Annotated in this window: 16 protein-coding genes, 2 tRNA genes and 1 pseudogene; 12 read left to right on the forward strand and 7 right to left on the reverse strand. The window is 63.8% G+C overall.

Translation table 11 applies throughout. From position 1 onward, the window contains the following. Positions 1–112: 112 nt before the first annotated feature. Entirely contained in the window at positions 113–1,525 is a 1,413-nt protein-coding gene (locus tag QCE73_RS06755) for a PepSY domain-containing protein (RefSeq protein WP_309880337.1), read from the forward strand. A 13-nt stretch (positions 1,526–1,538) separates the two neighbouring features. Here QCE73_RS06755 and QCE73_RS06760 read toward each other — a convergent pair whose 3' ends face one another. After that, positions 1,539–2,687 carry a glycerate kinase gene (locus tag QCE73_RS06760; protein ID WP_309880338.1) on the reverse strand — a complete coding sequence of 383 codons (1,149 nt, stop codon included), beginning with the start codon at positions 2,685–2,687 and terminating at the stop codon, positions 1,539–1,541. A gap of 526 nt (positions 2,688–3,213) precedes the next feature. Here QCE73_RS06760 and tig point away from each other — a divergent pair. The 7 genes from tig to QCE73_RS06795 all read left to right on the forward strand — a co-directional run bounded on the left by tig (position 3,214) and on the right by QCE73_RS06795 (position 10,209). Then, positions 3,214–4,560 (forward strand): trigger factor, encoded by a 1,347-nt coding sequence (gene tig, locus QCE73_RS06765; protein ID WP_035498700.1) that lies wholly within the window; start codon positions 3,214–3,216, stop codon positions 4,558–4,560. Positions 4,561–4,699: 139 nt separating this feature from the next. Further along, positions 4,700–5,353, forward strand: a complete 654-nt coding sequence (gene clpP / locus QCE73_RS06770) for an ATP-dependent Clp endopeptidase proteolytic subunit ClpP (protein ID WP_035498698.1) — start codon at positions 4,700–4,702, stop codon at positions 5,351–5,353. A 177-nt stretch (positions 5,354–5,530) separates the two neighbouring features. Continuing rightward, positions 5,531–6,802: an ATP-dependent Clp protease ATP-binding subunit ClpX gene (clpX, locus tag QCE73_RS06775; protein ID WP_035498697.1), complete on the forward strand. Its 1,272-nt coding sequence runs from the start codon at positions 5,531–5,533 to the stop codon at positions 6,800–6,802. Positions 6,803–6,988: 186 nt separating this feature from the next. Continuing rightward, positions 6,989–9,409 carry an endopeptidase La gene (gene lon, locus QCE73_RS06780; RefSeq protein ID WP_035498696.1) on the forward strand — a complete coding sequence of 807 codons (2,421 nt, stop codon included), beginning with the start codon at positions 6,989–6,991 and terminating at the stop codon, positions 9,407–9,409. Between the two features lie 216 nt (positions 9,410–9,625). Then, positions 9,626–9,952 carry an HU family DNA-binding protein gene (locus QCE73_RS06785; protein ID WP_309881927.1) on the forward strand — a complete coding sequence of 109 codons (327 nt, stop codon included), beginning with the start codon at positions 9,626–9,628 and terminating at the stop codon, positions 9,950–9,952. A 78-nt stretch (positions 9,953–10,030) separates the two neighbouring features. After that, positions 10,031–10,106 (forward strand) — tRNA-Val (locus tag QCE73_RS06790). Between the two features lie 26 nt (positions 10,107–10,132). Continuing rightward, positions 10,133–10,209: transfer RNA gene (locus tag QCE73_RS06795), tRNA-Asp, on the forward strand. A 229-nt stretch (positions 10,210–10,438) separates the two neighbouring features. Here QCE73_RS06795 and QCE73_RS06800 read toward each other — a convergent pair. Beyond that, complete coding sequence (locus QCE73_RS06800) at positions 10,439–10,792, reverse strand: hypothetical protein (protein WP_309880339.1); 354 nt, start codon at positions 10,790–10,792, stop codon at positions 10,439–10,441. Between the two features lie 481 nt (positions 10,793–11,273). Between QCE73_RS06800 and QCE73_RS06805 the strand changes: the two genes are divergently transcribed. Then, on the forward strand, positions 11,274–11,408 hold the full coding sequence (locus QCE73_RS06805; RefSeq protein WP_309880340.1) for a hypothetical protein: 135 nt from the start codon (positions 11,274–11,276) through the stop codon (positions 11,406–11,408). A 228-nt stretch (positions 11,409–11,636) separates the two neighbouring features. After that, entirely contained in the window at positions 11,637–13,562 is a 1,926-nt protein-coding gene (locus tag QCE73_RS06810; protein ID WP_309880341.1) for a SurA N-terminal domain-containing protein, read from the forward strand. 97 nt (positions 13,563–13,659) lie between these two features. On the opposite strand, the gene QCE73_RS06815 is transcribed toward QCE73_RS06810, so the two are convergent. Continuing rightward, a complete protein-coding gene (locus QCE73_RS06815) occupies positions 13,660–14,001 on the reverse strand; it encodes a hypothetical protein (protein WP_035498689.1) in 342 nt (113 codons plus the stop codon). 128 nt (positions 14,002–14,129) lie between these two features. Beyond that, entirely contained in the window at positions 14,130–14,801 is a 672-nt protein-coding gene (locus QCE73_RS06820) for an arylesterase (RefSeq protein WP_404989735.1), read from the reverse strand. Here QCE73_RS06820 and QCE73_RS06825 point away from each other — a divergent pair. Beyond that, positions 14,800–15,501 carry an ABC transporter ATP-binding protein gene (locus QCE73_RS06825; RefSeq protein WP_035498685.1) on the forward strand — a complete coding sequence of 234 codons (702 nt, stop codon included), beginning with the start codon at positions 14,800–14,802 and terminating at the stop codon, positions 15,499–15,501. The genes QCE73_RS06820 and QCE73_RS06825 overlap by 2 nt on opposite strands. Before the next feature lie 51 nt (positions 15,502–15,552). On the opposite strand, the gene pgi is transcribed toward QCE73_RS06825, so the two are convergent. The 3 genes from pgi to QCE73_RS06840 form a co-directional block, all read right to left on the reverse strand. After that, positions 15,553–17,187, reverse strand: a complete 1,635-nt coding sequence (gene pgi, locus QCE73_RS06830) for a glucose-6-phosphate isomerase (protein WP_309880342.1) — start codon at positions 17,185–17,187, stop codon at positions 15,553–15,555. Between the two features lie 206 nt (positions 17,188–17,393). Continuing rightward, the gene (locus QCE73_RS06835; RefSeq protein ID WP_309880343.1) at positions 17,394–18,956 is read right to left on the reverse strand and encodes an NAD(P)H-hydrate dehydratase; all 1,563 of its coding nucleotides are present in this window, start codon (positions 18,954–18,956) and stop codon (positions 17,394–17,396) included. An 81-nt stretch (positions 18,957–19,037) separates the two neighbouring features. Continuing rightward, positions 19,038–20,330 carry an FAD-dependent oxidoreductase gene (locus QCE73_RS06840; RefSeq protein WP_035498681.1) on the reverse strand — a complete coding sequence of 431 codons (1,293 nt, stop codon included), beginning with the start codon at positions 20,328–20,330 and terminating at the stop codon, positions 19,038–19,040. Positions 20,331–20,791: 461 nt separating this feature from the next. Here QCE73_RS06840 and purL point away from each other — a divergent pair. Further along, a pseudogene (gene purL, locus QCE73_RS06845) lies at positions 20,792–24,427 on the forward strand (phosphoribosylformylglycinamidine synthase); the annotation flags it as partial.

The following is a 24,427-nucleotide window of genomic DNA, read 5'->3' on the forward strand; positions in this document are numbered from 1 at the left end:
GCCGTCTCGCTCATCCAGCGAGGGCGTTTGCGTTCGCGCTGGCATCGCGTGTCCAGTCCGCATGCAGCGCGCACGCCCAGTCTGAAAACACAAACATTCAACGAGAATCGCCATGCTTGCACCCAACCTGAACGCGGAGGTCGCGGCGCACCGTCGCACGCTCTGGCGCTGGCATTTCTATGCGGCGCTCTTCGTGATGCCGCTCGTCATCGTGCTCGCGATCACCGGCACGATCTATTGCTTCCAGCCGCAGATCGAGCCGCTTCTGTATCGCGACCGGATGGTCGTCGCGGATACGCACGGCCCGCAGCTTTCCCGCGATGTCCTGCTCGCGAAGGCCGCCGCAAGCGAGCCGCGCGGCGCCGTGCCGACGCTCGCGCAAATCGAAACCGATCGCACGCGCAGCGCCGAGTTCGTCTTTCGCCGGCCTTCGGGCGGGAGCGAAAGCGTGTATGTGAATCCCTATGACGGCGCGGTGCTCGGCACGCTGTCCGTCGAAGATCGGTTGATGAAGCAGGTGCGCAATCTGCATCGCGGGCTGATGCTCGGCAAGACCGGCGAACTCGTGATGGAACTGGCCGGCTGCTGGACCCTCGTGATGATCGGCACGGGCATCGCGCTGTGGTGGCCGAGCCGGTCGAACGCGCGACAGGGCGGCGTGTGGCTGCCGCGTCTGTCTCTGCAAGGGCGCGCGTGGTGGCGCGATCTGCACGCGGTGGGCGGCATCTGGCTCGCCATCGGCGCGCTGTTCTTCGTGCTCTCGGGGCTGCCGTGGTCGGGATCGTGGGGCAAGGAGTTCAAGGCGCTCGCGACGTCGGCGTCGCTCGGCTACCCGAAGGGCGCGTGGGGCGAAGCGCATGTGCATTCGGCCGCGCCCGGCGCTGCATCGAAGAACACGGATGAGCCCGCGATGCACGGCATGAAGATGGACGACCTCCCGCTGCATCAGACGCCGTGGGCCGTCGGCGCGACGACCGTGCCCGATAGCGCCGACTCTGCTTCGCCGGCCGCGCGCGTGTCGATCGACGACGTGGTCGCGCTCGCCGCGAAAAATGGAATCGCCGACGACTACGGCATCGCGCTGCCCGACAAGCCGACGGGCGTCTACACGGTTTCGTATTTCCCGGCCGATCCGCGCGCCGAACGCACGCTTCACATCGATCAGTACAGCGGGCGCGTGCTGTCCGATATCGATTACGCGAGCTACGGACGCGTCGCCCAATGGATTTCGTATGGCACGTCGCTGCACATGGGGCGCTACTTCGGGCTCGCGAACCAGATCGTCTGCTCCGCAATCTCGCTCGGGCTCGCGACGCTTGCCGTGACGGGCTTCGTCATGTGGTGGAAGCGCCGGCCCGCGCGTGAACTAGGCGCGCCGGCGCGCCCCGTCAAGCGGCCGCCGATGCGCGCGTGGCGCGGCGGCCTGACCTTGCTGGGCGTGGTTTTCCCGCTGATGGGGGCGACGATGCTCGCCGTCTGGTGCCTCGACCGGCTCGCGTTCGGCGCAAAGCGCGCGGTGGTCTAGCGGTTCCCGGCGCTCAGATCGAACCGAACCTGAGCCGCGTGAGTTGCTCGGCTTCGTTCGCGAGCAGGCGCGCGGCGTCGCGGATCGCCGTTTCGAGCGTGATCGGGCCCGGCGCGGGCGAGAAGCAGCCGCTGAAGAATTCGGAGAGCCGCGGCAGCGCAGCCGAATCGACCGCGCCCGACAGCAGCGACGCCGGCACGCCCGAATCGCGCGCGTGCTTGCAGGCGATGAAGGGCGCCTTGCCGTGCAGCGTCTGGACATCCGAACGGCCTTCGCCCGTGATCAGCCAGTTCGCGCCTTCGAGCGCGGCATCGAGGCCGATTTCGCGCGCGACCACTTCCGCGCCTGTCTCGAAGCGCGCGCCGAGCATATGCAGCGCGAAGCCGAGTCCGCCGGCCGCGCCCGCGCCGGGTTCGTTGCGCTTCGCGACGCCCATCGCGGGTTCGAGGAGATCGGCGAAATGGACGAGGGCGGCGTCGATCGTCGCCACTTGTTCGGGCGTCACGCCTTTTTGCGGACCGAAGATCGCGGTCGCGCCGTGATCGCCGGTGAGCGGATTATCGACATCGGACATGCCGACGAATTTCGCATCCTTCACACGCGGATCGAGTCCCGACGCGTCGATCCGCGCGATCTGCGCCAGCGCCGACGGCACCGGTGCGAGTTCCTTGCCGGTCGCATCGAAAAGTTTGAGCCCGAGGCCGACGAGCAGGCCAGCGCCGCCGTCATTCGTGCTGCTGCCGCCGAGCGCGACGTAGAACGTGCGCGCGCCGGAATCGAGCAGCGCGCGGATCGCCTCGCCCATGCCGAGCGTGCTGCGTTCGGTGACCGGCACCGCCATGCCATCCGGATCGGTGATGCCGACGACTTCCGCTGTTTCGATGATCGCGCCGCCGTCGTCGAGCAGGCCGGTCGCGGCATCGCGACGCGCGGCGGCCGCGCCGCGCACGTTGAGCATGCGGCGCTCGCCGCCCGCCGAGAGCATCGCGTCGAGCGTGCCTTCGCCGCCGTCGGCCATCGGGCGGATGCGGATGTCGGCGTCCGGCCGTGCGCGCCTGATGCCTTCCGCGATGGCGTTCGCGACGCCTTCCGCGGAGAGCGAGCCCTTGAAGGAATCGGGAGCGATGACAACTACAGGAGCAGCAGACGTGGCGTTAGGCATGGTGTCTCGAATGTTCTGGTGTGAAGGAACGATTGAAAAGCCGCGGCGATGCCTTATCTATGCACTTGTTGCATACGCGTCATGCCTTGCGGCAATGGATTGCGCGCCGGGCCGCTTCGTCGCGTGAATCATGCGTCGGCAAGCTTATCAGCGCGGCGCGCGCCGCAAAATAGCGGCGCGCCGATAACGGGAATTGTGCGCGTAGGAGCGCGTCGGAAAAACGCGGATTTACGCCGAAATTTCCTCGCAAAAAGGGCGCTTTGACGGGCAAATCCCGCTGAAACGGCGCGTTGACGAATTCGTCGGACGGACCGCGCGGAATTGTTTGCTAAAATACTTGGCTCTGTTGACTGACACCGTGTCGGGCGACGTTCCGGCACGCCGCGAGATGCGTTTTTCAAGCGTCTTTCGGCGCCAGGCGTCGATTTCGGCCGGCTCCCGCAGAGCCCGCATCCGGACCCGCGCCTTAAGAACCGCGGAAGAACCGAACACCGAATTTACGATTTACTCTAGGACGATTTCAGCCATGGCTAACGTAGTTGAGAACCTCGGCAAGCTCGAACGCCGCGTGACGATTTCCCTGCCGAAAGACACCGTGCAGAAGGAAGTGGATTCGCGCATCCGCCAGTTGGCCAAGAACGTGCGCATGCCGGGCTTCCGCCCGGGCAAGGTGCCGCTCAAGATGGTGACGCAGCAGTACGGCGGCCAGGTCGAGGCGGAAGTGCTGAGCGACAAGGTCGGCAAGGAATTCTTCGACGTCACGCGCGCCGAAAACCTGCGCGTCGCGGGCCAGCCGAGCTTCGCGCCGAAGTCGGAAGTCGCAGCCGACGCCTACGCGTTCGACGCGACCTTCGAGGTCTATCCGGAAGTGCAACTTGGCGATGTGGCGAACGCTGAAATCGAACGCACGGTCACGACCATCTCCGAAGCTGAAGTCGATCGCACGCTGGACATCCTGCGCAAGCAGCGCGTGCATTTCCACGCCCGCGGCGAAGCCGGCGAGCACGGCGACGGCGGCGCGAGCACGGCAGCGGCCGACGGCGACCGCGTGACGCTCGACTTCGTCGGCAAGATCGACGGTGTCGCATTCGAAGGCGGCAGCGCGGAAGACTTCGCGTTCGTGCTGGGCGAAGGCCGCATGCTGCCCGAATTCGAGCAAGCCGCGACGGGCCTGAAGGTCGGCGAATCGCGCGATTTCGATCTCAAGTTCCCCGAGGACTATCACGGCAAGGACGTCGCGGGCAAGACGGCGCAGTTCACGATCACGGTCAAGAAGATCGAGTGGCCGCATCTGCCGGAAATCAACGCGGACTTCGCGAAGTCGCTCGGCATCGAAGACGGCGATCTCACGAAGATGCGCACCGAGATCAAGGACAACCTGGAGCGCGAAGCAAAGCGCCGCACGCAGCAGATCGTGAAGAACCAGGTCATGGACGCGCTCCTGAAGATTTCCGAGCTGGACGTGCCGAAGGCGCTGATCGAGCAGGATCAGCAGCGTCTCGTCGAAATGGCGCGCCAGGACCTGCAGCAGCGCGGCGTGCCGAACGCCGCCGACGCGCCGATCCCGGCCGAAATGTTCGCCGAACAGGCCGAGCGCCGCGTGAAGCTGGGCCTCGTGCTGGCCGAGCTGGTGAAGGCCAACGAACTGCAGGCGAAGCCGGAACAGATCCGCGCTGAAGTGGACGAATTCGCCAAGAGCTACGAAGACCCGAAGGAAGTCGTCCGCTGGTATTATTCGAACCAGCAGCGCCTCGCCGAGATGGAAGCGTACGTCGTGGAAAGCAACGTCGTCGATTTCGTCCTGGGCAAGGCCAAGGTGACCGACAAGGAAGTCAGCTTCGAGGAACTGGCCAGCGCAACGGCGCAAGCCTGACGCGTTAGGCAAGGGGCGTGCGGAGTCGTCGGACTGACGGCTCGCACGCCTTTTTTGCATTAAAGTTTGGGCGTTTGCATGCCGTTCTATTGGATGTTCCTTTGTCGTTCAGTATCCCTATTCCGAACAAGGAAATTGCATGACCTTTCGCGCTGAATTGCTCGACACGTTGGCGTCCCACGCATCGCGGGACTTCGAAGCCCAGGCGCTCGGCCTCGTTCCGATGGTCGTGGAAACGAGCGGCCGCGGCGAGCGAGCCTATGACATTTATTCGCGCCTCCTGAAGGAGCGTGTGGTGTTTCTCGTCGGCGAGGTGAACGACCAGTCGGCGAATCTCGTCGTCGCCCAGTTGCTGTTCCTCGAAAGCGAGAACCCGGACAAGGACATCAGCCTGTACATCAACAGCCCTGGCGGCTCGGTTTCGGCCGGCATGGCGATCTACGACACCATGCAGTTCGTGAAGCCGGACGTCTCCACGCTGTGCATGGGTCTCGCTGCGAGCATGGGCGCGTTCCTGCTGGCGGCGGGCGCGAAGGGCAAGCGCGTCGCGCTGCCGAACGCGCGCGTGATGATTCACCAGCCGCTCGGTGGCGCGCGCGGTCAGGCATCGGACATCGAGATCCAGGCGCGGGAAATCCTGTACCTGAAGGAACGTTTGAATCAGTTGCTGTCGCATCACACGGGTCAGCCGGTCGAGCGCATCGCGCGCGACACGGATCGCGACAACTTCATGTCGGGCGACGATGCGCAAGCTTACGGCCTCGTCGACCAGGTGCTTCACAAGCGTCCCTGAAGGCGTCCGGAGCGGCGCCGCGCCGGCCCTCGGAGACGAAAAGCCGGCCAGGAGTGCGAAGTCGCGCGTGCGGCGCAACGCCAAAAACGCACTTCCTTCGACCTCGCGGGTGCGAATCTGCGTCGTCGAATCGAAGCGCGTATCATGTAACAAGAGTGTCCGGAGGCTTACACATTTATGGCGGACAAAAAAGGTTCCAGCAGCGAAAAGCTGCTGTATTGCTCGTTCTGCGGAAAAAGCCAGCATGAGGTGAAGAAGCTCATCGCTGGGCCGTCGGTGTTCATCTGCGATGAATGTATCGATCTGTGCAACGAGATCATTCGCGACGAGGCAGCCGGCGCGGCGGAGGAGGCCGGGCTGACGAGGTCCGACCTGCCGAGCCCGCAGGAAATCAGCGATATCCTCAACCAGTACGTCATCGGCCAGGAACGCGCGAAGAAAATTCTCGCGGTGGCCGTGTACAACCATTACAAACGGCTCAAGCATCTCGACAAGAAAGACGAGATCGAGCTCTCGAAGAGCAACATTCTCCTGATCGGGCCGACCGGCTCGGGCAAGACGCTGCTCGCGCAGACGCTCGCCCGTATGCTGAACGTGCCGTTCGTGATCGCGGATGCAACGACGTTGACCGAAGCCGGCTATGTCGGCGAGGACGTCGAGAACATCATTCAGAAGCTGCTGCAGAACTGCAATTACGAAGTCGACAAGGCGCAGCGCGGAATCGTTTACATCGACGAAATCGACAAGATCAGCCGCAAGTCCGACAACCCGTCCATCACGCGCGACGTGTCGGGCGAGGGCGTGCAGCAGGCGTTGCTCAAGCTGGTCGAAGGCACGATGGCGTCGGTGCCGCCGCAAGGCGGGCGCAAGCACCCGAACCAGGATTTCATCCAGGTCGATACGACCAACATCCTGTTCATCTGCGGCGGCGCGTTCGATGGTCTGGAAAAGGTCATCACGGACCGCACCGAGAAAACTGGTATCGGTTTCGGTGCGAGCGTGAAGAGCAAGCAGGATCGCGACGCGGGCGAAGTGTTGCGCGAAGTCGAGCCGGAAGATCTGATCAAGTTCGGTCTGATTCCTGAACTGATCGGCCGTCTGCCCGTCGTGGCGACGCTCGGCAAGCTCGACGAAGCCGCGCTCGTGAAGATTCTCATCGAACCGAAGAACGCGCTCGTGAAGCAGTATCACAAGCTCTTCGCGATGGAACGCGTGGAACTGGAAATCCGCCCGGCGGCGCTGCAGGCCATCGCGCAGAAGGCGATTCGCCGCAAGACCGGCGCGCGCGGACTGCGTTCGATTCTGGAACAGGCGTTGCTCGACGTGATGTACGAACTGCCCACCATGAAGGGTGTTTCGAAGGTGATCGTCGACGACAACACGATCGACGGCGACGGCAAGCCGCTGCTCATCTACGAAGACGCACCGAAAGTAGCAGGATCGAACTGAAGCAGGCTGTGTGTCGGCGAAAGGCCGTTCATGGCGACGTGAACGGCCTTTTATTTTTTTCGGTTTATCTTGTGGATGTTACTGACGCGATCTTTGACTACCGACTTTTCCCTTCCGATAAAGGCTTGCAATAGCTCTGAACGGCCTTACTTACGACTGAACTGATTCCATTAATGGGGAAATGAAATGTCAGGAACCCAACTCCTCCCGCAGGAACGCATTACGCTGCCGCTGCTCCCGCTGCGCGACGTAGTCGTTTTCCCGCATATGGTGATTCCGCTCTTCGTCGGGCGGCCTAAGTCGATCAAGGCCCTCGAAGCCGCGATGGAAGGCGGCAAGCACATCATGCTCGTCGCCCAGAAGACGGCGGCGAAAGATGAACCGACCGAAAAGGACATGTACGAAGTAGGATGTGTCGCCAACATCCTGCAGATGCTGAAGCTGCCCGACGGCACCGTGAAAGTGCTCGTCGAGGGTTTGCAACGCGCCAAGACGCTCTCGATCGAAGAGCAGGAAACGCAATTCTCGTGCGACGTGATGCCGCTCGAGCCCGATCACGCCGACAGCGCTGAAACCGAAGCGCTGCGCCGCGCGATCGTTTCCCAGTTCGATCAGTACGTGAAGCTCAACAAGAAGATTCCGCCGGAGATCCTGACGTCGCTGTCGGGTATCGACGAAGCGGGTCGTCTTGCCGACACCATCGCCGCGCATTTGCCGCTCAAGCTCGATCAGAAGCAGCACATCCTCGAGATGTTCCCTGTGATCGAGCGTCTGGAGCACTTGCTCGCGCAACTCGAAGCCGAAATCGACATCCTTCAGGTCGAGAAGCGTATTCGTGGCCGCGTGAAGCGCCAGATGGAGAAGAGCCAGCGCGAGTACTACCTGAACGAACAGGTCAAGGCCATCCAGAAGGAACTGGGCGAAGGCGAAGAGGGCGCGGATCTCGAAGAACTCGAGAAACGCATCACCGCCGCGCGCATGCCGAAGGAAGCCAAGAAGAAGGCCGATGCCGAGCTCAAGAAGTTGAAGCTCATGTCGCCGATGTCCGCGGAAGCGACCGTCGTGCGCAATTACATCGACACGCTGATCGGCCTGCCGTGGCGCAAGAAGAGCAAGGTCAACAATGACCTCACGAACGCCGAGCGTGTGCTGGACGAAGATCACTTCGGTCTCGAGAAGGTGAAGGAACGCATTCTCGAGTATCTCGCGGTTCAGCAACGCGTCGAGAAGGTTAAGGCGCCGATCCTGTGCCTCGTCGGGCCTCCGGGCGTCGGCAAGACCTCGCTCGGGCAATCCATCGCCCGCGCGACGAACCGCAAGTTCGTGCGCATGGCGCTGGGCGGCGTGCATGACGAGTCCGAGATTCGCGGTCACCGCCGCACGTATATCGGCTCGATGCCCGGCAAGATCCTGCAAAGCCTGACGAAGGTCGGCGTGCGCAATCCGCTCTTCCTGCTCGACGAAGTCGACAAGATGGGCATGGATTTCCGCGGCGATCCGGCTTCCGCGCTGCTCGAAGTGCTCGACCCGGAACAGAACCACACGTTCGCGGACCACTACATCGAAGTGGACTTCGACCTGTCGGACGTGATGTTCGTGGCGACGTCGAACTCGCTGAACATTCCGCCGCCGCTGCTCGACCGGATGGAAGTCATCCGCCTTTCGGGTTACACGGAAGACGAGAAGGTCAGCATCGCGACGCGCTACCTGTTGCCGAAGCAGAAGCGCAACAACGGCCTGAAGGACGGCGAGATCGATGTCACCGAGCAAGCCATCCGCGACATCATTCGTTACTACACGCGTGAAGCGGGCGTGCGTTCGCTCGAGCGCGAAGTGTCGAAGATTTGCCGCAAGGTCGTGAAGATGCTGCTGCTGAAGAAGGCCGAGGGCGCCGTGAAGGTCGATGGCTCCAACCTCGACACCTTCCTCGGCGTGCGCAAGTACGACTTCGGTCTGGCCGCGAAGGACAACCAGATCGGTCAGGTCACGGGTCTTGCGTGGACGGAAGTCGGCGGCGATCTGCTGACAATCGAAGCGGCGGTGATGCCCGGCAAGGGCGGCGTGATCCGCACGGGTTCGCTCGGCGACGTGATGAAGGAATCCGTCGAAGCGGCGCGCTCGGTGGTGCGTTCGCGTTCGCGTCGTCTCGGCATCACGGATGAGTCCTTCGAAAAGAAGGACATTCACATCCACGTGCCGGAAGGCGCGACGCCGAAGGACGGTCCGTCCGCCGGTATCGCGATGACCACGGCGCTGGTGTCGGTGCTGACGGGCATTCCGGTTCGCGCGGATGTTGCGATGACGGGCGAAATCACGTTGCGCGGCGAAGTGCTGCCGATCGGCGGATTGAAGGAGAAGTTGCTGGCGGCGCATCGCGGCGGCATCAAGCTCGTGCTGATCCCCGAGGAAAACACCAAGGATCTGGCCGAGATTCCCGACAACGTGAAGAACGCCATCGAGATCGTGCCGGTTCGCTGGATCGATCGCGTGCTGGAACTGGCGCTCGAACGTGCGCCGGAGTCGTTGCCCGAGGAAGAAGCGAAGGCAACGCCGGTCACGGCCGAGCAAAAGGACGCGCCTGCATCGGGCGAGTTTGTGAAGCACTGAGCGCTTCTCGCGACACGGTTTCATCGCCGTGTTGCGTGATCGAAGCTAAAACCCGCAGGCGTTTGCCTGCGGGTTTTTCTTTTTGCGAAACGCTTTTCCGAAGAGGTCTTCTAAAACGCTTCAAACCCGCGCCGAGTAAGGCTCAACCCCCGTTGACACGCTTCTTTCGGCTAAGTTAAATGAGCGCCGCATCCATCATATCGAGATGCCATTCGCATCGATGCTGGACCAGATCGATTACAACGTGCCAATACTGATTCGGGGATCACCATGAACAAGACGGAATTGATCGACCATATCGCGCAGCAAGCCGATATCTCCAAGGCCGCAGCCGGCCGCGCGCTCGAAGCGGTGATCGGCGGCGTGAGCGCGACGCTGAAGAAGGGCGGCACCGTGACGCTCGTCGGCTTCGGGACGTTCGCCGTGGGCAAGCGCACCGCGCGCACGGGCCGCAATCCGCGCACAGGCGATGCGATCAAGATCAAGGCCGCGAAGGTCCCGAAATTTCGCCCTGGCAAAGCACTGAAGGATGCGCTAAACTAGCGGACTCGCTGGATACGGCGCTTCTCAAAACGAAGGGCATGAATTCAGTGCAGCGCAAACCGAGTGAATTTGCGGACCGGGTGCTTAGCTCAGTTGGTAGAGCGGCGCCCTTACAAGGCGTAGGTCGGGAGTTCGAGCCTCTCAGCACCCACCAGGTCTCAGTTCATTGCGCGCTACCCAGGAGCGGTAGTTCAGTTGGTTAGAATACCGGCCTGTCACGCCGGGGGTCGCGGGTTCGAGTCCCGTCCGCTCCGCCAGAATCGAACATGAAAGTCCCGCAAGCTGCATCGCTTGCGGGACTTTTTTGTTTTTAATCCGTCGAATGCTGAGCCGCAAGTCACAGGCCATGGGCAATGGGATCGACGGGACTCGCACGCAGCCGAGTACCGCACGCGATATGGCTAAGGCGTGAGTCTGCTGATCCTTGCCCGTTCGTCATGAACCTCAAAGCATCCCGCGATGACGAACTGACCCGCACGGAAAGTCTCACCCCTTCTCGTATGACTCCTCCCTCCGGCGTCTCTCTTCATCGCGCTCCCTCTGCATACGTTTATCTCGCGCCTCGATCCCCGCCAGAACCATTTGCTCGGCACGTTCGCGCTGTTCATCGGTCATCAAGTGCGAGGCGCGATCCAAATTTCGCTTGGCCGCGTCCCCAGCGATTTCGGGTAGTCGTTTGACTACCTCGAGACCGGCCTCAACTGCCAGCATGCCGACATTGGCTGCCGACTTCCCAACGAGTCTTGCTACAGCCGACAGCTTTTGCGAACCTTCCCCGTAGGAGAAGCTATCTCGCGTCTCTGTGAGAGCCTCTCCGAGTTTAAAGTAGGGCAGCTTCACGTCAGCGCCGCTCCACGCGCTTAAGATTGAAGTCATATCCTGGTTTGTCCTTCCGGCCTTTTGCTTCGGCAATCTGAATGGCGGTATGCTCCGATTCGCACTCGGTAGTGTGAGAGTATGATGCGGACTGCGAACTTTTTCGCATCTCATAGTGAACGACGTATTTGGCCATACGGATACTCCTTGAGGCGTTCACCGGGTTGATGAACATGACGTTCCATTTAGCCGCTTGAGACGCTTTGATGCAACATTCCGGGTTACTTTCGAAGTTGGGGATTGACGTTCATCAAAGCGTTGCGTAGCAGGCTGACGTTGGGCAATCAAATTCTGTCACTCTTGACGATTTTCGCTGCATGGCTAAGGGAGCCAAGCCGACATGGATATTCGTCAACCCGGCCGTTGAATTGAAGAGATCGCCTCGGTCGCACTCGCCGTTGCAACGAATCGATTGAGCCACGGCTCATTGCGGACGGAGAGTTCCGTGTCCGAATTTGCACGAACCAAAAATCTCGTCGCGGCCAACTTCCCGGAAAACGCGAGATTGAGGCGAGAAGGACAGCCGAAATCGGTTGAGGAGCGGGCCTTCGATTCAGCGCGCGAATATAGCGGCGTCTGACTGCGGTTTGCGATACTGCGCGCAATTTGATCTTCCTGTCGGACGCTTCGGTCTACGCCAAGTCCGCGCTTCCATAAGTGCTTGAAATCATTGCTCATCTGCAATCGAACCTAGCCCGCGCCCCATTCACACCGTGACTTGCAACTACCAAATCCCACCCGCCTTTCGCCTTTTCCCCGTCCACTGTTGTAATATCGAGCGTTTTGTTATAACCACGCAGCGCTACGCATGCTCGACTTTTTCCGTAATCACCAGCGCCTGATGATGGCTCTGCTGATCCTGATCATCGTGCCCGGTCTGGGCATGGTCGGGATCCAGGGCTTCAGCAACTATTTCGACGAAAGCTCCTACGTCGCCAGCGTGAATGGCCACAAGATCACGCGCGCGGAGTTCGACAGCGCCTTCCGTCAGCAAGTGGACCGCGCCCGCTCGATGCTCGGCGCGCAGTTCGATGCCAAGATGTTCGATACGCCCGAGGCACGCGCCGCGATGGTCGACAGCCTCGTGCAGCAACGCGCGATGGCCGACGAAACGCAGCGCCTGCATCTGACCGCGTCGGATGACGCCGTGCGCCGCGCGCTGCTTTCCGATCCGGTGATCTCGTCGCTGAAGAAACCCGATGGCAGCATCGACCTCGATCGCTACAAGCAACTGCTCGCAATGCAGGGCATGACGCCCGCGCAGTACGACGAACGCATGCGCTACACGATCGCGACCGAGCAGATTCCGGGCAGCATCCAGACGACATCGTTCACGTCGAAAGCGCTTGCGCAGAGTCTGACGGAACTCGCCGAGCAGAAGCGCTCGGTGCAAGGTCTGTCGCTGCGCGCGGCCGACTACACCGCGAAGATCCAGCCCACCGACGCGCAGCTCAACGCTTACTACGACGCGCATCGCAACGACTTCGCGACGCCCGAGACGGCCACGATCCAGTATCTGCTGCTGTCGCCATCGACGGTCGCGGCGGCATCGAAGCCGAGCGACGCCGATCTTAAGAAGTATTACGACGACAACATCCAGCGCTATCGCACGGAAGCGGAAGTGCGCGCGAGCCACATTCTCGTGAACGCGCCGAAGGACGCGAGCGCCGCCGACAAGGCGAAGGCGAAGCAGAAAGCCGAAGAACTGCTCGCGCAAGTCAAGGCGCATCCCGACCAGTTCGCGCAAATCGCGCAGAAGAACTCGGACGATCCCGGTTCGGCGAGCAAGGGCGGCGATCTCGGCTACTTCGCGCGCGGCCAGATCGCGGGCGGCAAGGCTTTCGACGACGCCGCGTTCGGCCTGAAGAAGGGCGAGGTGAGCAATATCGTCGAGTCGGACTTCGGGTATCACATCATTCAGGCGACCGATGTGAAGCCGTCCATCACGAAGCCGTTCGATGAAGTGAAGGACGCGCTCGCCAAGGACTATGCGGCCCAGCAAGGCACGAAGGGCTTCGCCGAAAACGCGCAAGGCTTCACCGATCTCGTCTACGAGAAGGCGAAGACGCTGCAACCCGCCGCGGACAAGTACAAGCTGACGATCCAGACCGCGACGGTCGGCCCGAAGCCAAATCCGCAGTTGCCGCAGGACAATCCGCTCAACAATCCGAAGTTCCTCACGGCCGTCTTCGCGCCTGACGCGGTGAAGGACCGCAACAACACGCAGGCCATCGACGTCGGCAACAACACGCTGATCGCCGCGCGCGTGACCGACTACAAGGCTTCGTCCGTTCCGGCGTTCGACGCCGTGAAGGACGACGTGCGCAAGAAGGTGATCGCGGAAATGGCCGCTGCGATGGCGAAGAAAGAAGGCGAAGCGAAGCTCGCGGATCTGCAGAAGTCGAAATCGGCCGATGGCTTCACGTCGCCCGTCACGGTTTCGCGTAACGACGCGCAAGGCTTGCCGCCCGCTGCGCTGAGCGCGATCTTCAAGGTGGATGCATCGAAGCTGCCGGCGTATGTCGGCGTGGATCTCGGTGCGGACGGTTATGCGATCTATCGCGTGAACGGCATCGAGAAGGCCACGCCGGTTGCCGTCGATCGTCTCGCGGGCGCGCAGCAGCAGGTCGCGCAGGTCTATGCGCAAGCCGACATGGAGGCGTACATCAACGCATTGAAGGCGCGCTCCAAGGTCAAGCTGAGCCAGGCGCCGCCGCCGTCGTCGTCGAACTGATCGACGCTGGCGTCGTTAAAAAAGCCCCGCTTCCGAAAGGATGCGGGGCTTTTGCTTGGCTACGCCGGTGTAAAGCAGGCAGGCGTCGGAAACGCGCTTACAGGCAAGCCTGGATATCGCCGGTGGCCTGGCTGCCGGCAGCGCCCGAGGCGCGGAAACCGACCCACGTGCCCGAACCCGACCATGCCGGACGAACGACGGCCGCAGCGCCGCTCGGCGGTTGCTGGCCGGGAACGTAGACGTCGACGGCCTGATCGTTCGCCAGCGTGTCCTGCGACACGACTTGCTGCTGCGACGCATCGGCCCACTTCTGGGCGACGCATTGCGCGACGACCTTCGGCGCCTTCTGGCTCGTACCGACCTGCTGAACGCCGGCAGGCGGCTGAGCGGCGCAGGCCGAGATCGCAACGGTCAGGGCGAGAAGAGGGATTAATTTCACGTGACCTCCTTGTAGAGTCGCTCACGAAACGAGCGGGGTTATAAGAGTTACGCGAAAGTCTCAGAGATCTGAATCTTGGCCGTGCTCCGCGTTGGATTGCTAAAGCTGTCGCGCGTCCGGCGTCTTCGTTAGTGCGACGCACTGGCGCCCAGCAAGGGTTTCAAGGTTGGCCAGACGTTATCCAATAGCAAAGGCTGGGCCTGCACCGTCGGGTGAATCTGGTCGGCCTGGAACATGGCGGGCTTGTCGGCGATACCCGCAAGCAGAAACGGCACGAGCGGCACGTTCTTGTCCTTCGCGATACGCTCATAGACCGCGTGGAACTTTTGCGTGTAGTCGGGGCCGTAATTGGGCGGAACGTACATGCCGATGAGTAAAACCTTCGCATGCGCGGCCTGCGATGCATCGACGATGCCGCGCAGATTCGTCTCCGTCGTCGCGAGCGGCACGCCACGCAGCGCGTCGTTCGCGCCGAGCTCGACGATCACGACCGCAGGCTTGATGCGCGAAAGCACCGCGGTCAGGCGCGCGCGGCCGCCGCTCGTGGTGTCGCCGCTGATGCTCGAATTGGCGACGCTATAATCGAAACGCTCCTTCGCCAGCTTGTCGCGCAGCAGATTGACCCAGCCGGTGTCGCGCGGCAGACCGTATTCGGCCGACAGACTATCGCCCAGCACGACGATAGCGGGCTTCGGTTGCGATGCCGCCTGCGCATCCGCGGCGTGCGCGGTCGCACAACATGCCGTCATCAGCGCGAACGCGGTAACGAAGCCGCGCAAGTTCATTTTCAAGGTGTCCATGCAAAACAATATCGAGCCGGTTATCGAAGTACGGGGATTAAGCAAGCGAGTGAAGGACGCAACGGGCGAGCTCACGATTCTCGATCACATCGATCTGTCGATCGCGAAGGGCAGCAGCGTCGCGATCGTCGGCGCATCGGGCTCGGGCAAGTCGACATTGCTCGGCCTGCTCGCCGGTTTGGACAGCGCGAGCGAGGGCTCGGTTCGTCTGCTCGGCAAGGAGTTGTCGACCTTGAACGAAGACGAGCGCGCCGCGCTCAGAAGCGGCGCCGTCGGCTTCGTGTTCCAGTCGTTCCAGTTGATGCCGCATCTGACCGCGCTCGAGAACGTGATGCTGCCGCTCGAATTGCGCGCCCAGACGCCGCACAGCGAAATCGCCGCGCGCGCGCGTTCGCTGCTCGATCAGGTCGGACTGGCGCAACGCACAGGACATTATCCCAAGGTGCTGTCCGGCGGCGAGCAGCAGCGTGTCGCGCTCGCTCGCGCGTTCGTCACGCATCCCGCCGTGCTCTTCGCCGACGAGCCCACGGGCAGCCTCGATGCCGCCACCGGCTACGCGATCATCGATCTGATGTTCGAGATGAATCGCCGCAACGGCGCGACGCTCGTGCTCGTCACGCACGATCAGGAACTCGCCGAACGTTGCGACGCCACGGTGACGATCGAAGCGGGGCGCCTCGTCAACGGTCTGGGCGTGTAAAAAAGCCCGCAACGCAAAAGCGTCGCGGGCCATCGACGACAAAGCCGGCCGTCAGCGCTTCAACGCACTGCGCGCACGCGCGATCAGCGCCGACGTCGACGAATCATGCTTGGCCGCATCGACGCTCGCGGCGGTGATATCGGCCTCGACGACCTTGCCGAGAATCTTTCCGAGCTCCACGCCCCACTGATCGAACGAGTTGACGTCCCACACCGTGCCTTGCACGAGCACCTTGTGTTCGTACAGCGCGATGAGCGCGCCGAGCGACTGCGGCGTGAGCGCATCGAGCATGATGGTCGTGGTCGGGCGATTGCCGGGGAAGCTCAGATGCGTCGCGAGTTCTTCCTTGCCCGGACCGGCCACCTTCTTTGCTTCTTCCAGCGTGCGGCCGAGCATCAGCGCCTCGCTCTGCGCAAAGCAGTTGGCGAGCAGCTTCGCGTGATGATCGACGAGCGGATGTTCCGGCGTCATCACGGCGATGAAGTCGATCGGGATCAGCGTCGGGCCCTGATGCAGCATCTGGAAGAATGCGTGCTGGCCGTTCGTGCCCGGCTCGCCCCAGATCACGGCGGCGGTCGGATAATCGACCATCTTGCCGTCGAGCCGCGCGGACTTGCCGTTGCTTTCCATCTCCAGTTGCTGGAGATACGACGGCAGATAGTGCAGCGCCTGCGAATACGGCGCGATCAGATCGCTCTGCGAGCCGAAGAAGTTGCGATACCAGATGCCGATCATGCCCATCAGCACGGGCAGGTTCTTGTCGAGCGGCGCGGTGCGGAAGTGCTCGTCCATCGCGGCCGCGCCTTGCAGGAGCGCGTCGAAATTCTGCGGGCCGACGGAGAGCATGATCGAGAGACCCACGGCCGACCACAGCGAATAACGGCCGCCGACCCAGTCCCACATCTCGAACACGTTTTCTTTCGCGATACCGAACTTGACCACTTCGGCCGGATTCGCCGAGACGCCGACGAAATGCTTCGATAGCTGATCTTCAGGACAGCCGGATTTCAGGAACCAGTCGCGCATCGAATGCGCGTTGGTCATCGTTTCGAGCGTCGTGAAAGTCTTGGAGACGACGATCGCGAGCGTTTCCTCGGCGTCGACTTGCTGGAGCACGCTCCAGAGATCGGCGCCATCGACATTCGATACGAAGTGCGTGTCGAGATCCTTCGACGCCAGATGATGCAGCGCGTGCACGACCATCTTCGGCCCGAGGTCCGAGCCGCCGATCCCGATGTTCACGACGTGACGGATGCGCTTGCCGCTATAGCCTTTCCACGAGCCGTCGCGCACGCGGTCGGAGAAGGCGGCCATCTTGGCCTTTTCTTTCTGCACCTGCTCGTAGAAGGGCGCGTCGGGCGACTGGGCGCGCAGCGCGGTATGCAGCACCGCGCGATGCTCGGTGATGTTGACGATATCGCCACGGAACATCGCATCGCGGCGTTCGGTGACCTTGGCTTGCTGCGCGACCTCGACGAGCAGCTTGAGCGTTTCGTCTTTGACGCGGTTCTTGGAGAAGTCGATTGCGAGGCCGCCGCCTTCGAAGGTCAGGCGCTCGGCGCGCGTCGGCGCGGTGTCGTTCTCGGGCGCGAACCAGTCGCGCAGGCGCTCGCCGGAGATGGCATCGTAATGCGACTGGAGCGCCGACCAGGCAGGAAGCGAATTGAGCATCGAGTTTTGGGTCATGAGCGGTCCGTTAGTCTGAGAGTGACAGAGGAATACGTTCGTGCGATTGCGGCTCGGCTTGCCTGTGCGTGTCGTGTCTGGTGAACGCGACTGAAACACGAGTGAGCGGCCGCGGTTGCCCGAATCAAAAAAGAGTATAGCGACGATGCATGAACGGATGCTTGCAAAGCGTCACGATGGCTTTGCAGGCGAGCGCCAGAAAACCGTCAGCTTCGCGCGTGCCCGGCGTAGAAGCGGCGGTTGATCAGACCGCGCACGGCGGGCGCGAGTTCGCCCGCGGTCAGTCCGGCCGGGCCGATGCCGTCGTCGGTGAGCGTCTGCGCGGCGAGCCCATGCAGATAGACGCCCGCGAGCGCGGCTTCGTAAGCCGGCAGCTTCTGCGCGAGCAATGCTCCGATCAATCCGCCGAGCACGTCGCCGGTGCCGCCGGTCGCGAGGCCGGCGTTGCCGGTCGGGTTCACCGAGACGCGGCCATCGGGCGACGCGATCACCGTGCCCGAGCCCTTGAGCACCGCGATCGCCGCATAGCGCGCGGCGAGCTGGCGCGCGGCGGCGATGCGGTCGGCCTGAACGGTTTTCGCATCGGTTTGCAGGAGGCGCGCCGCTTCGAGCGGATGCGGCGTCAGGATGCACGGATCGCCCTGAGCGCCGCGCGTCGCGACGGCCGACGCGAGCGCCTCGTCTTTCGCGACGAGATTGAGCGCGTCGGCGTCGAGGAGTTTCGGGACGTCGAGCTTCAGCACGTCCGCGAGCACGGTTTTCGCGCGCTCGCTCGTGCCCATGCCGCAGCCGATCGACAGCGCGTCCATCCTGTCGAGCGCGAAGCCGTCGGCGCGATGCAGCATCAGTTCGGGATGCGGCGGATCGTAGGGCGGAAAGCCGTCGCCCAGAAACGCGACGTGCACTTTTCCCGCGCCGCCGTAGAGCGCCATGCGCGCGGCGAGAATCGGCGCGCCGCACATGCCGGTATCGCCGCCGATCACCGCGAGCGAGCCGAACGTGCCCTTGTTGGTCGCGTTGTCGCGCGCCGGCATGCACGCGCCGAAGAGCGCGGGCGCGTTGAGCACGATGGAGGGCACGGCGCTCGATTCGATCTCCAGCGTCGAAACGAAGAGCCGTCCCGTCAGATCGCGGCCCTGCGACGTGAAATGTCCCGGCTTCGCGCCGATGAACGTGATGGTGTCGGTCGCGCGCACGGCTTCGCCGCCGTTCACGGGCGCGCCGGTGTCGCTGTTCAGGCCGCTCGGGACGTCGAGCGCGAGCACGCGGCCGGAAGCGGCGGAACGGCGCGACATGCGCGCGGCGATATCGGCGAACACGCCTTCGAGCGCGCGCGTGAGACCGATGCCGAACATGCCGTCGACGAGCCAGCCGAAGTCGTCGAACGATGCGGGCGGCTGGCCGTCGATCGGCACGCCCGCCGCGCGCGCCGATTCGAGCGCCCAGCGCGCGTCGTCGGGCTTCACCTCGATCGGCATGCACACGCGCACGGCAATTCCCGCGCGATGCAGCCGCTCGGCCATTACGAGCGCATCGCCGCCGTTATTGCCGGGACCGGCCACGAGCCACACCGCCCGTGCGCGAGCGTCGGGATCGTGCTCGAACACGTCGATGAGGCATTGCGCGGCGGCCGCGCCCGCGCGTGCCATCAATGTGTGGGGCGGCAGCGCCGCGGCTGCGCGCGTTTCGAGCGTGCGCAGCTCGGTGAGCGTCAGCAGCGCGAGCGGATCGTCTTTCGGACTGAAATAGGGCGAGCGGGCAGCGGTCATGGCGGCGGCGGGAAGGGCGATCGGAAACCCGGCGTTTTCGCAGCAATCGTGCCCGTCGCGGCGGCGCGCGCCGCGAGGTCGCTAGAAGCGTTCGATGCTCAGCGCGGCGAGCGTGCTGGCGGGCAAATCGGGCGTGACGCCGGAGACGAGGTCCGCGATCACTTTAGCAGACCCGCACGCGAGGCCCCAGCCCGCCGGGCCGTGCGCCGCGCTGACGAAAAGCCGCGGATGGCGGGCCGCGCCGACGATCGGCAGCCCGTCGGCGGTGATCAGCCGCAGACCGTCCCACGCGCGCGCGGCGGAGACTCGCGCGGCACCTGGAATCCAGTCGTGCGTGCCCTGGCCGAGCAGATCGAGCGCGCGCCGGGAAAGCGTGGCGTCGAGCGGCTTGTCGGCTTTCGACGCGCTCTGAAACACGCCCGCGCCGCCCACGCGCAGGCGCTGGTTCACGCGCGTCATGGTGATGCGCTTGACCGTATCGACGACCGTGAGATGCGGCACGCGCTCCTCGTACGCGACGGGCGCGGTCAGCGTGTGCACACGCAGCGGAAAGAGCGAGGACGCCGATTTCATGCCGCCGACGAGCCCCGGCGTGCCGGTGCCCGCCGCGACGACGATCGCATCCGCGGTGATCAGCTCGACGTCGGCGCTGCGCTTCCTGGCTTCGTTCGGATCGCCGAGTTCGACCGCGGCGCGCGCGCCGTCCACGCGCACCGACGCGACGCTCCGATGCATGCGGAACTGCACGCCATCGTCTTCGAGCATCTGCTTCAGTTGCTTCGTGAAGAGCGGGCAGTTCGCGGTGCGTTCCTCGGGCAGCAGCACGCCGCCCGCGAATTCGGGATAGTCCGGCACGGAAGGCTCGACGGCGACGCATTCCTCGGGCGTCAGGAGCCGGTACGGCACGCCGCAGCCCTTGAGCAGGTCGATGGCCGGTTGCGCGTCTTCGAGTTCGCGCGGCTGCCGGAATACGTGCAGCATGCCGCGGCGTTGCTCGAAGTCGAGTTCCAGACGGCTTTCGATGTCCGCCAGCACGCGTCGCGACAGATCGACGAGCGGTTGCAGATGCGCGTATTGCGCCGCGAACGCGTCGGCATCGCGCAGCGTCGCGAGTTGCTTGATGAAATCGCGCGCGGCCGAATCGAAGCCGGTCTTGACCACCATGCCGCTTTGCTTCGAGCGGCTCGACGCCATGAAGGTCGGGCCGAACCAGACATCGAGCGGCGAGGGCAGAAGCGCGCCGCCCTGGCCGTAGGTCGCGCCTTGCGCGACGGTCGCGTGGCGCTCGATCACGCAGACGCGATGCCCGGCCGCATGCAACTGATACGCGGTGGCGATGCCGGCGATTCCTCCGCCGATGACGATGACATCCATGACTTTTTTGTGCCCGAAGGCGCGAGATTGCAGTGCTGCGCGGCGTGACGCGCGGACGGAAGCGCCCGAAGCCGCGCGCCTTGACGGTAGAACGACGGACCCGGCGGCGCGACTTGACGCCGGACCCGAAGAAAGCGCGCCATGATAGCGCCAAAATCGTTTGCGAGGGACGGCAAGCCGCATGGTCTTGCGCCGCGCGGCGCGCTCCGTTCGGCATGGCCAGGCGAGCCCCGGTGATTTCGAGATGAGCATTCGATGCATCCGGCGTCGCCGGGCCGCCGCCGTGCGCCGCTCGCACGGACCGCCCGGCCGATTTCGAGACGCATCCGGGTTATAATCGCGGTCTTCCTTTCGCCTCACGCCGTTTTGCGCGCTCGAGTCCGAATTTGCGAATTTTCTGGATTCGCAAAAATGCGAGCGTCGCGCGAGCGGCACACAGACGTCATCGACGCACCGTCACAATGGCCCACTTCTCGTGTTTCCCCGGCGCTTCGGCCCTCTCCGATTTTCGTCAGACCCGCCTTCTCGAAACGCTCGCCCGCATCGACGCGAATATCGTCGGCGTGCGCGGCCAGTATCTGCATTTCGTCAACGCTTCCGAGCCGCTCACCGACGATGACACCAGCCGCATCGACGCGCTGATGCATTACGGCGCGCCGTTCGACGCATCGAAGGAACGCGGCCACGTCGAAACTTTCATGGTCGTGCCGCGCTTCGGCACGGTTTCGCCGTGGGCGAGCAAGGCGACCGATATCGCGCATCACTGCGGGCTCGAAAAGGTGCGGCGCATCGAGCGCGGCGTCGAGTACTCGGTCATCATGAAAAGCGGCTTTCTCGGCGGCAAGAAGGCGCTGTCGGACGAAGCGCGCGCGGCTGTCGCCGATGCGTTGCACGACCGCATGACGGAAAGCGTCGCGGCATCGCGCGATCAGGCGCTGCATCTCTTCGATGAACTGCCGGCCAAGCCCTTGCAGACGGTCGATATCATCGGCGCGGGACGCAAGGCGCTGGAAGCCGCGAATATCGAACTCGGCCTCGCGCTCGCGGACGACGAGATCGACTATCTGGTGAGCGCGTTCGAAGATCTGAAGCGCAATCCCACCGACGTCGAACTGATGATGTTCGCGCAGGCCAACAGCGAACACTGCCGCCACAAGATCTTCAATGGCGAATGGACCATCGACGGCGAGAAGCAGGACATGTCGCTGTTCCAGATGATCCGCAATACCGAAAAGCTGAATCACGAAGGCACGATCGTCGCGTATTCGGATAATTCGGCGATCATGCAGGGCGGCATCGCGGAGCGCTGGTTCCCGCGCGGCCGCGACGAGCAATATCAGCGTCACGTGGAAATGACCCACACGCTGATGAAGGTCGAGACGCACAATCACCCGACCGCGATTTCCCCGTTCGCGGGCGCGGCGACGGGCTCCGGCGGCGAAATCCGCGACGAAGGCGCGACGGGCCGCGGCGCGCGGCCGAAGGCCGGTCTCGCGGGCTTCACGGTGTCGAACCTCGATTTCCCCGACGCGCGCGAAAAATGGGAAAACGATCGCGATGCCGCCGTGCCGCTCGCATCGCGCAACCCGGCCGACCAGCACGCGCCGTACGGCCGGCCCGACCGCATCGCGTCGCCCTTGCAGATCATGATCGACGGGCCGATCGGCGCCGCCGCCTTCAACAACGAATTCGGCCGCCCGAACCTCGGCGGCTACTTCCGCACCTACGAGCAGAACGTCGCGGGCCGCGTGCGCGGCTATCACAAGCCGATCATGATCGCGGGCGGCATCGGCAATATCTCGGATCAGCACACGCACAAGAACGATCTGCCGGCCGGCACGCTGCTGATCCAGATCGGCGGGCCGGGCATGCGCATCGGCATGGGCGGCGGCGCGGCGTCGTCGATGGCGACCGGCGCGAACACCGCCGAGCTCGACTTCGACTCGGTCCAGCGCGGCAATCCGGAAATCCAGCGTCGCGCGCAGGAAGTCATCAACACCTGCTGGCAGATGGGCGACGGCAATCCGATCCTGTCGATTCACGATGTCGGCGCGGGCGGCATTTCGAATGCATTCCCGGAACTCGTCGATGGCGCGGGCAAGGGCGCGCGTTTCGATCTGCGCAAGGTGCAACTCGAAGAAAGCGGTCTTTCGCCGCGCGAAATCTGGTCGAACGAAGCGCAGGAGCGCTACGTCCTCGCGATTTCACCCGCCGATCTGCCTGCGTTCCAGGCCATCTGCGAGCGCGAACGCTGCCCGGTAGCAGTCGTCGGCGTGGCGACGGAAGAGCGCCAGTTGAAGCTGATCGACGACGCGAACGAAGGCCAGGAACCCGTCGATATGCCGATGGACGTGCTGCTCGGCAAGCCGCCCAAGATGCATCGCGACGTGAAGCGCGAGAGCACGCAGTTCACGCCGGTCGACGTGACCGGCCTGCCGCTGTCGGCGGTCGCGGTCGATGTGCTGAAGCATCCGACGGTCGCGAGCAAGTCGTTCCTCATCACCATCGGCGACCGCTCGGTGGGCGGCACGACCGCGCGCGACCAGTTCGTCGGTCCGTGGCAGGTGCCCGTCGCCGATTGCGCGGTCACGACGATGGACTACGCGGGCTTTCGCGGCGAAGCAATGACGATGGCCGAACGCACGCCGCTCGCCGTCATCGACGCGCCCGCATCGGGACGCATGGCGGTGGGCGAAGCGGTGACGAACATCGCGTCGGCGCCGATCGAATCGCTGAACAAGCTGAAGTTGTCGGCGAACTGGATGGCCGCGTGCGGCAGCGCGGGTGAAGACGCCGCGCTCTACGCGACGGTGAAGGCGATCGGCATGGAGCTGTGCCCGGCGCTCGGCATCAGCATTCCGGTCGGCAAGGATTCGCTGTCGATGCGCACCAAGTGGCAGGACGCACGCGGGGGCGCGCGCGAAGTGGTGTCGCCGGTGTCGCTGATCATCTCGGCGTTCGCGCCGGTCGAAGACGTGCGCCGTCATCTGACGCCGCAGCTCGTCAACGACATGAACACGGTGCTGATCGCGATCGATCTGGGCCGCGGCCGCAACCGCATGGGCGCCAGCATTCTCGCGCAAGTGACGCAGCAAGTGGGCGATGCCGTTCCCGACGTCGACGATCCCGAAGACCTCAAGCGCTTCTTCGCCGCGATCCAGGCGCTCAACGCCGATGGCAAGCTGCTCGCCTACCACGACCGCTCCGACGGCGGCCTGTGGGCGGCGGTCTGCGAAATGGCGTTCGCGGGTCACGTGGGCGTGTCGCTGAACGTCGACATGCTGACGCTCGACGCCGAACACGAATCGGACTACGGCGACGCGAAGGACTGGGCGAAGCAGACGAGCGGCCGCCGCGACGACCGCACGATCCGCGCTCTGTTCTCGGAAGAACTCGGCGCGGTGGTGCAGGTGCGCGCATCGGACCGCGACGCGGTGCTCGGCGCGCTGCGCGAGCATGGCCTGTCGGCGTGCTCGCATGTGATCGGCAAGCCGAACGAGAGCGGCGCGATCGAAATCTATCGCGATGCGAAGAAGATTTTCGATGCGCCGCGCGCCGAGCTGCATCGCGCGTGGAGCGAGGTGAGCTGGCGCATCGCGCGGCTGCGCGACAACCCGGCCTGCGCGGACGCCGAATACGACGCGCTGCTCGATGCCGCCGATCCCGGCATTTCGCCCGTGCTGAGCTTCGATCCGGCAGAAGACGTCGCCGCGCCATTCATCGCAAAGGGCAATCGTCCGCGTGTCGCGATTCTGCGCGAGCAGGGCGTGAACTCGCATCTCGAGACGGCCTACGCGTTCGATCGCGCCGGCTTCGATGCGCACGACGTCCACATGAGCGACCTGCTCGAAGGCCGCGCGACGCTCGCCGATTTCGCGGGCGCGGTCGCGTGCGGCGGCTTCTCGTACGGCGACGTGCTGGGCGCGGGCGAGGGCTGGGCGAAGACGATCCGCTTCAATCAGCGTCTCGCCGACATGTTCGCCGCGTTCTTCGGCCGCGCCGATACCTTCGCGCTCGGCATCTGCAACGGCTGCCAGATGATGTCGAGTCTCGCGGCTATCATTCCCCGCGCGGAAAACTGGCCGAACTGCACGCGC

It is taken from the genome of Caballeronia sp. LZ029 (assembly GCF_031451275.1).
Taxonomy (GTDB): domain Bacteria; phylum Pseudomonadota; class Gammaproteobacteria; order Burkholderiales; family Burkholderiaceae; genus Caballeronia; species Caballeronia jiangsuensis.

What these genes read in the sequence shown, in the direction of transcription:
- QCE73_RS06835 (WP_309880343.1), bottom strand. Translation starts at nt 18,956, where the DNA reads ATGACCGCTGCCCGCTCGCCCTATTTCAGTCCGAAAGACGATCCGCTC.
- QCE73_RS06760 (WP_309880338.1), bottom strand. Translation starts at nt 2,687, where the DNA reads ATGCCTAACGCCACGTCTGCTGCTCCTGTAGTTGTCATCGCTCCCGAT.
- QCE73_RS06840 (WP_035498681.1), bottom strand. Translation starts at nt 20,330, where the DNA reads ATGGATGTCATCGTCATCGGCGGAGGAATCGCCGGCATCGCCACCGCG.
- clpP (WP_035498698.1), top strand. Translation starts at nt 4,700, where the DNA reads ATGACCTTTCGCGCTGAATTGCTCGACACGTTGGCGTCCCACGCATCG.
- QCE73_RS06810 (WP_309880341.1), top strand. Translation starts at nt 11,637, where the DNA reads ATGCTCGACTTTTTCCGTAATCACCAGCGCCTGATGATGGCTCTGCTG.
- tig (WP_035498700.1), top strand. Translation starts at nt 3,214, where the DNA reads ATGGCTAACGTAGTTGAGAACCTCGGCAAGCTCGAACGCCGCGTGACG.
- lon (WP_035498696.1), top strand. Translation starts at nt 6,989, where the DNA reads ATGTCAGGAACCCAACTCCTCCCGCAGGAACGCATTACGCTGCCGCTG.
- QCE73_RS06820 (WP_404989735.1), bottom strand. Translation starts at nt 14,801, where the DNA reads ATGGACACCTTGAAAATGAACTTGCGCGGCTTCGTTACCGCGTTCGCG.
- QCE73_RS06755 (WP_309880337.1), top strand. Translation starts at nt 113, where the DNA reads ATGCTTGCACCCAACCTGAACGCGGAGGTCGCGGCGCACCGTCGCACG.
- QCE73_RS06825 (WP_035498685.1), top strand. Translation starts at nt 14,800, where the DNA reads ATGCAAAACAATATCGAGCCGGTTATCGAAGTACGGGGATTAAGCAAG.
- pgi (WP_309880342.1), bottom strand. Translation starts at nt 17,187, where the DNA reads ATGACCCAAAACTCGATGCTCAATTCGCTTCCTGCCTGGTCGGCGCTC.
- clpX (WP_035498697.1), top strand. Translation starts at nt 5,531, where the DNA reads ATGGCGGACAAAAAAGGTTCCAGCAGCGAAAAGCTGCTGTATTGCTCG.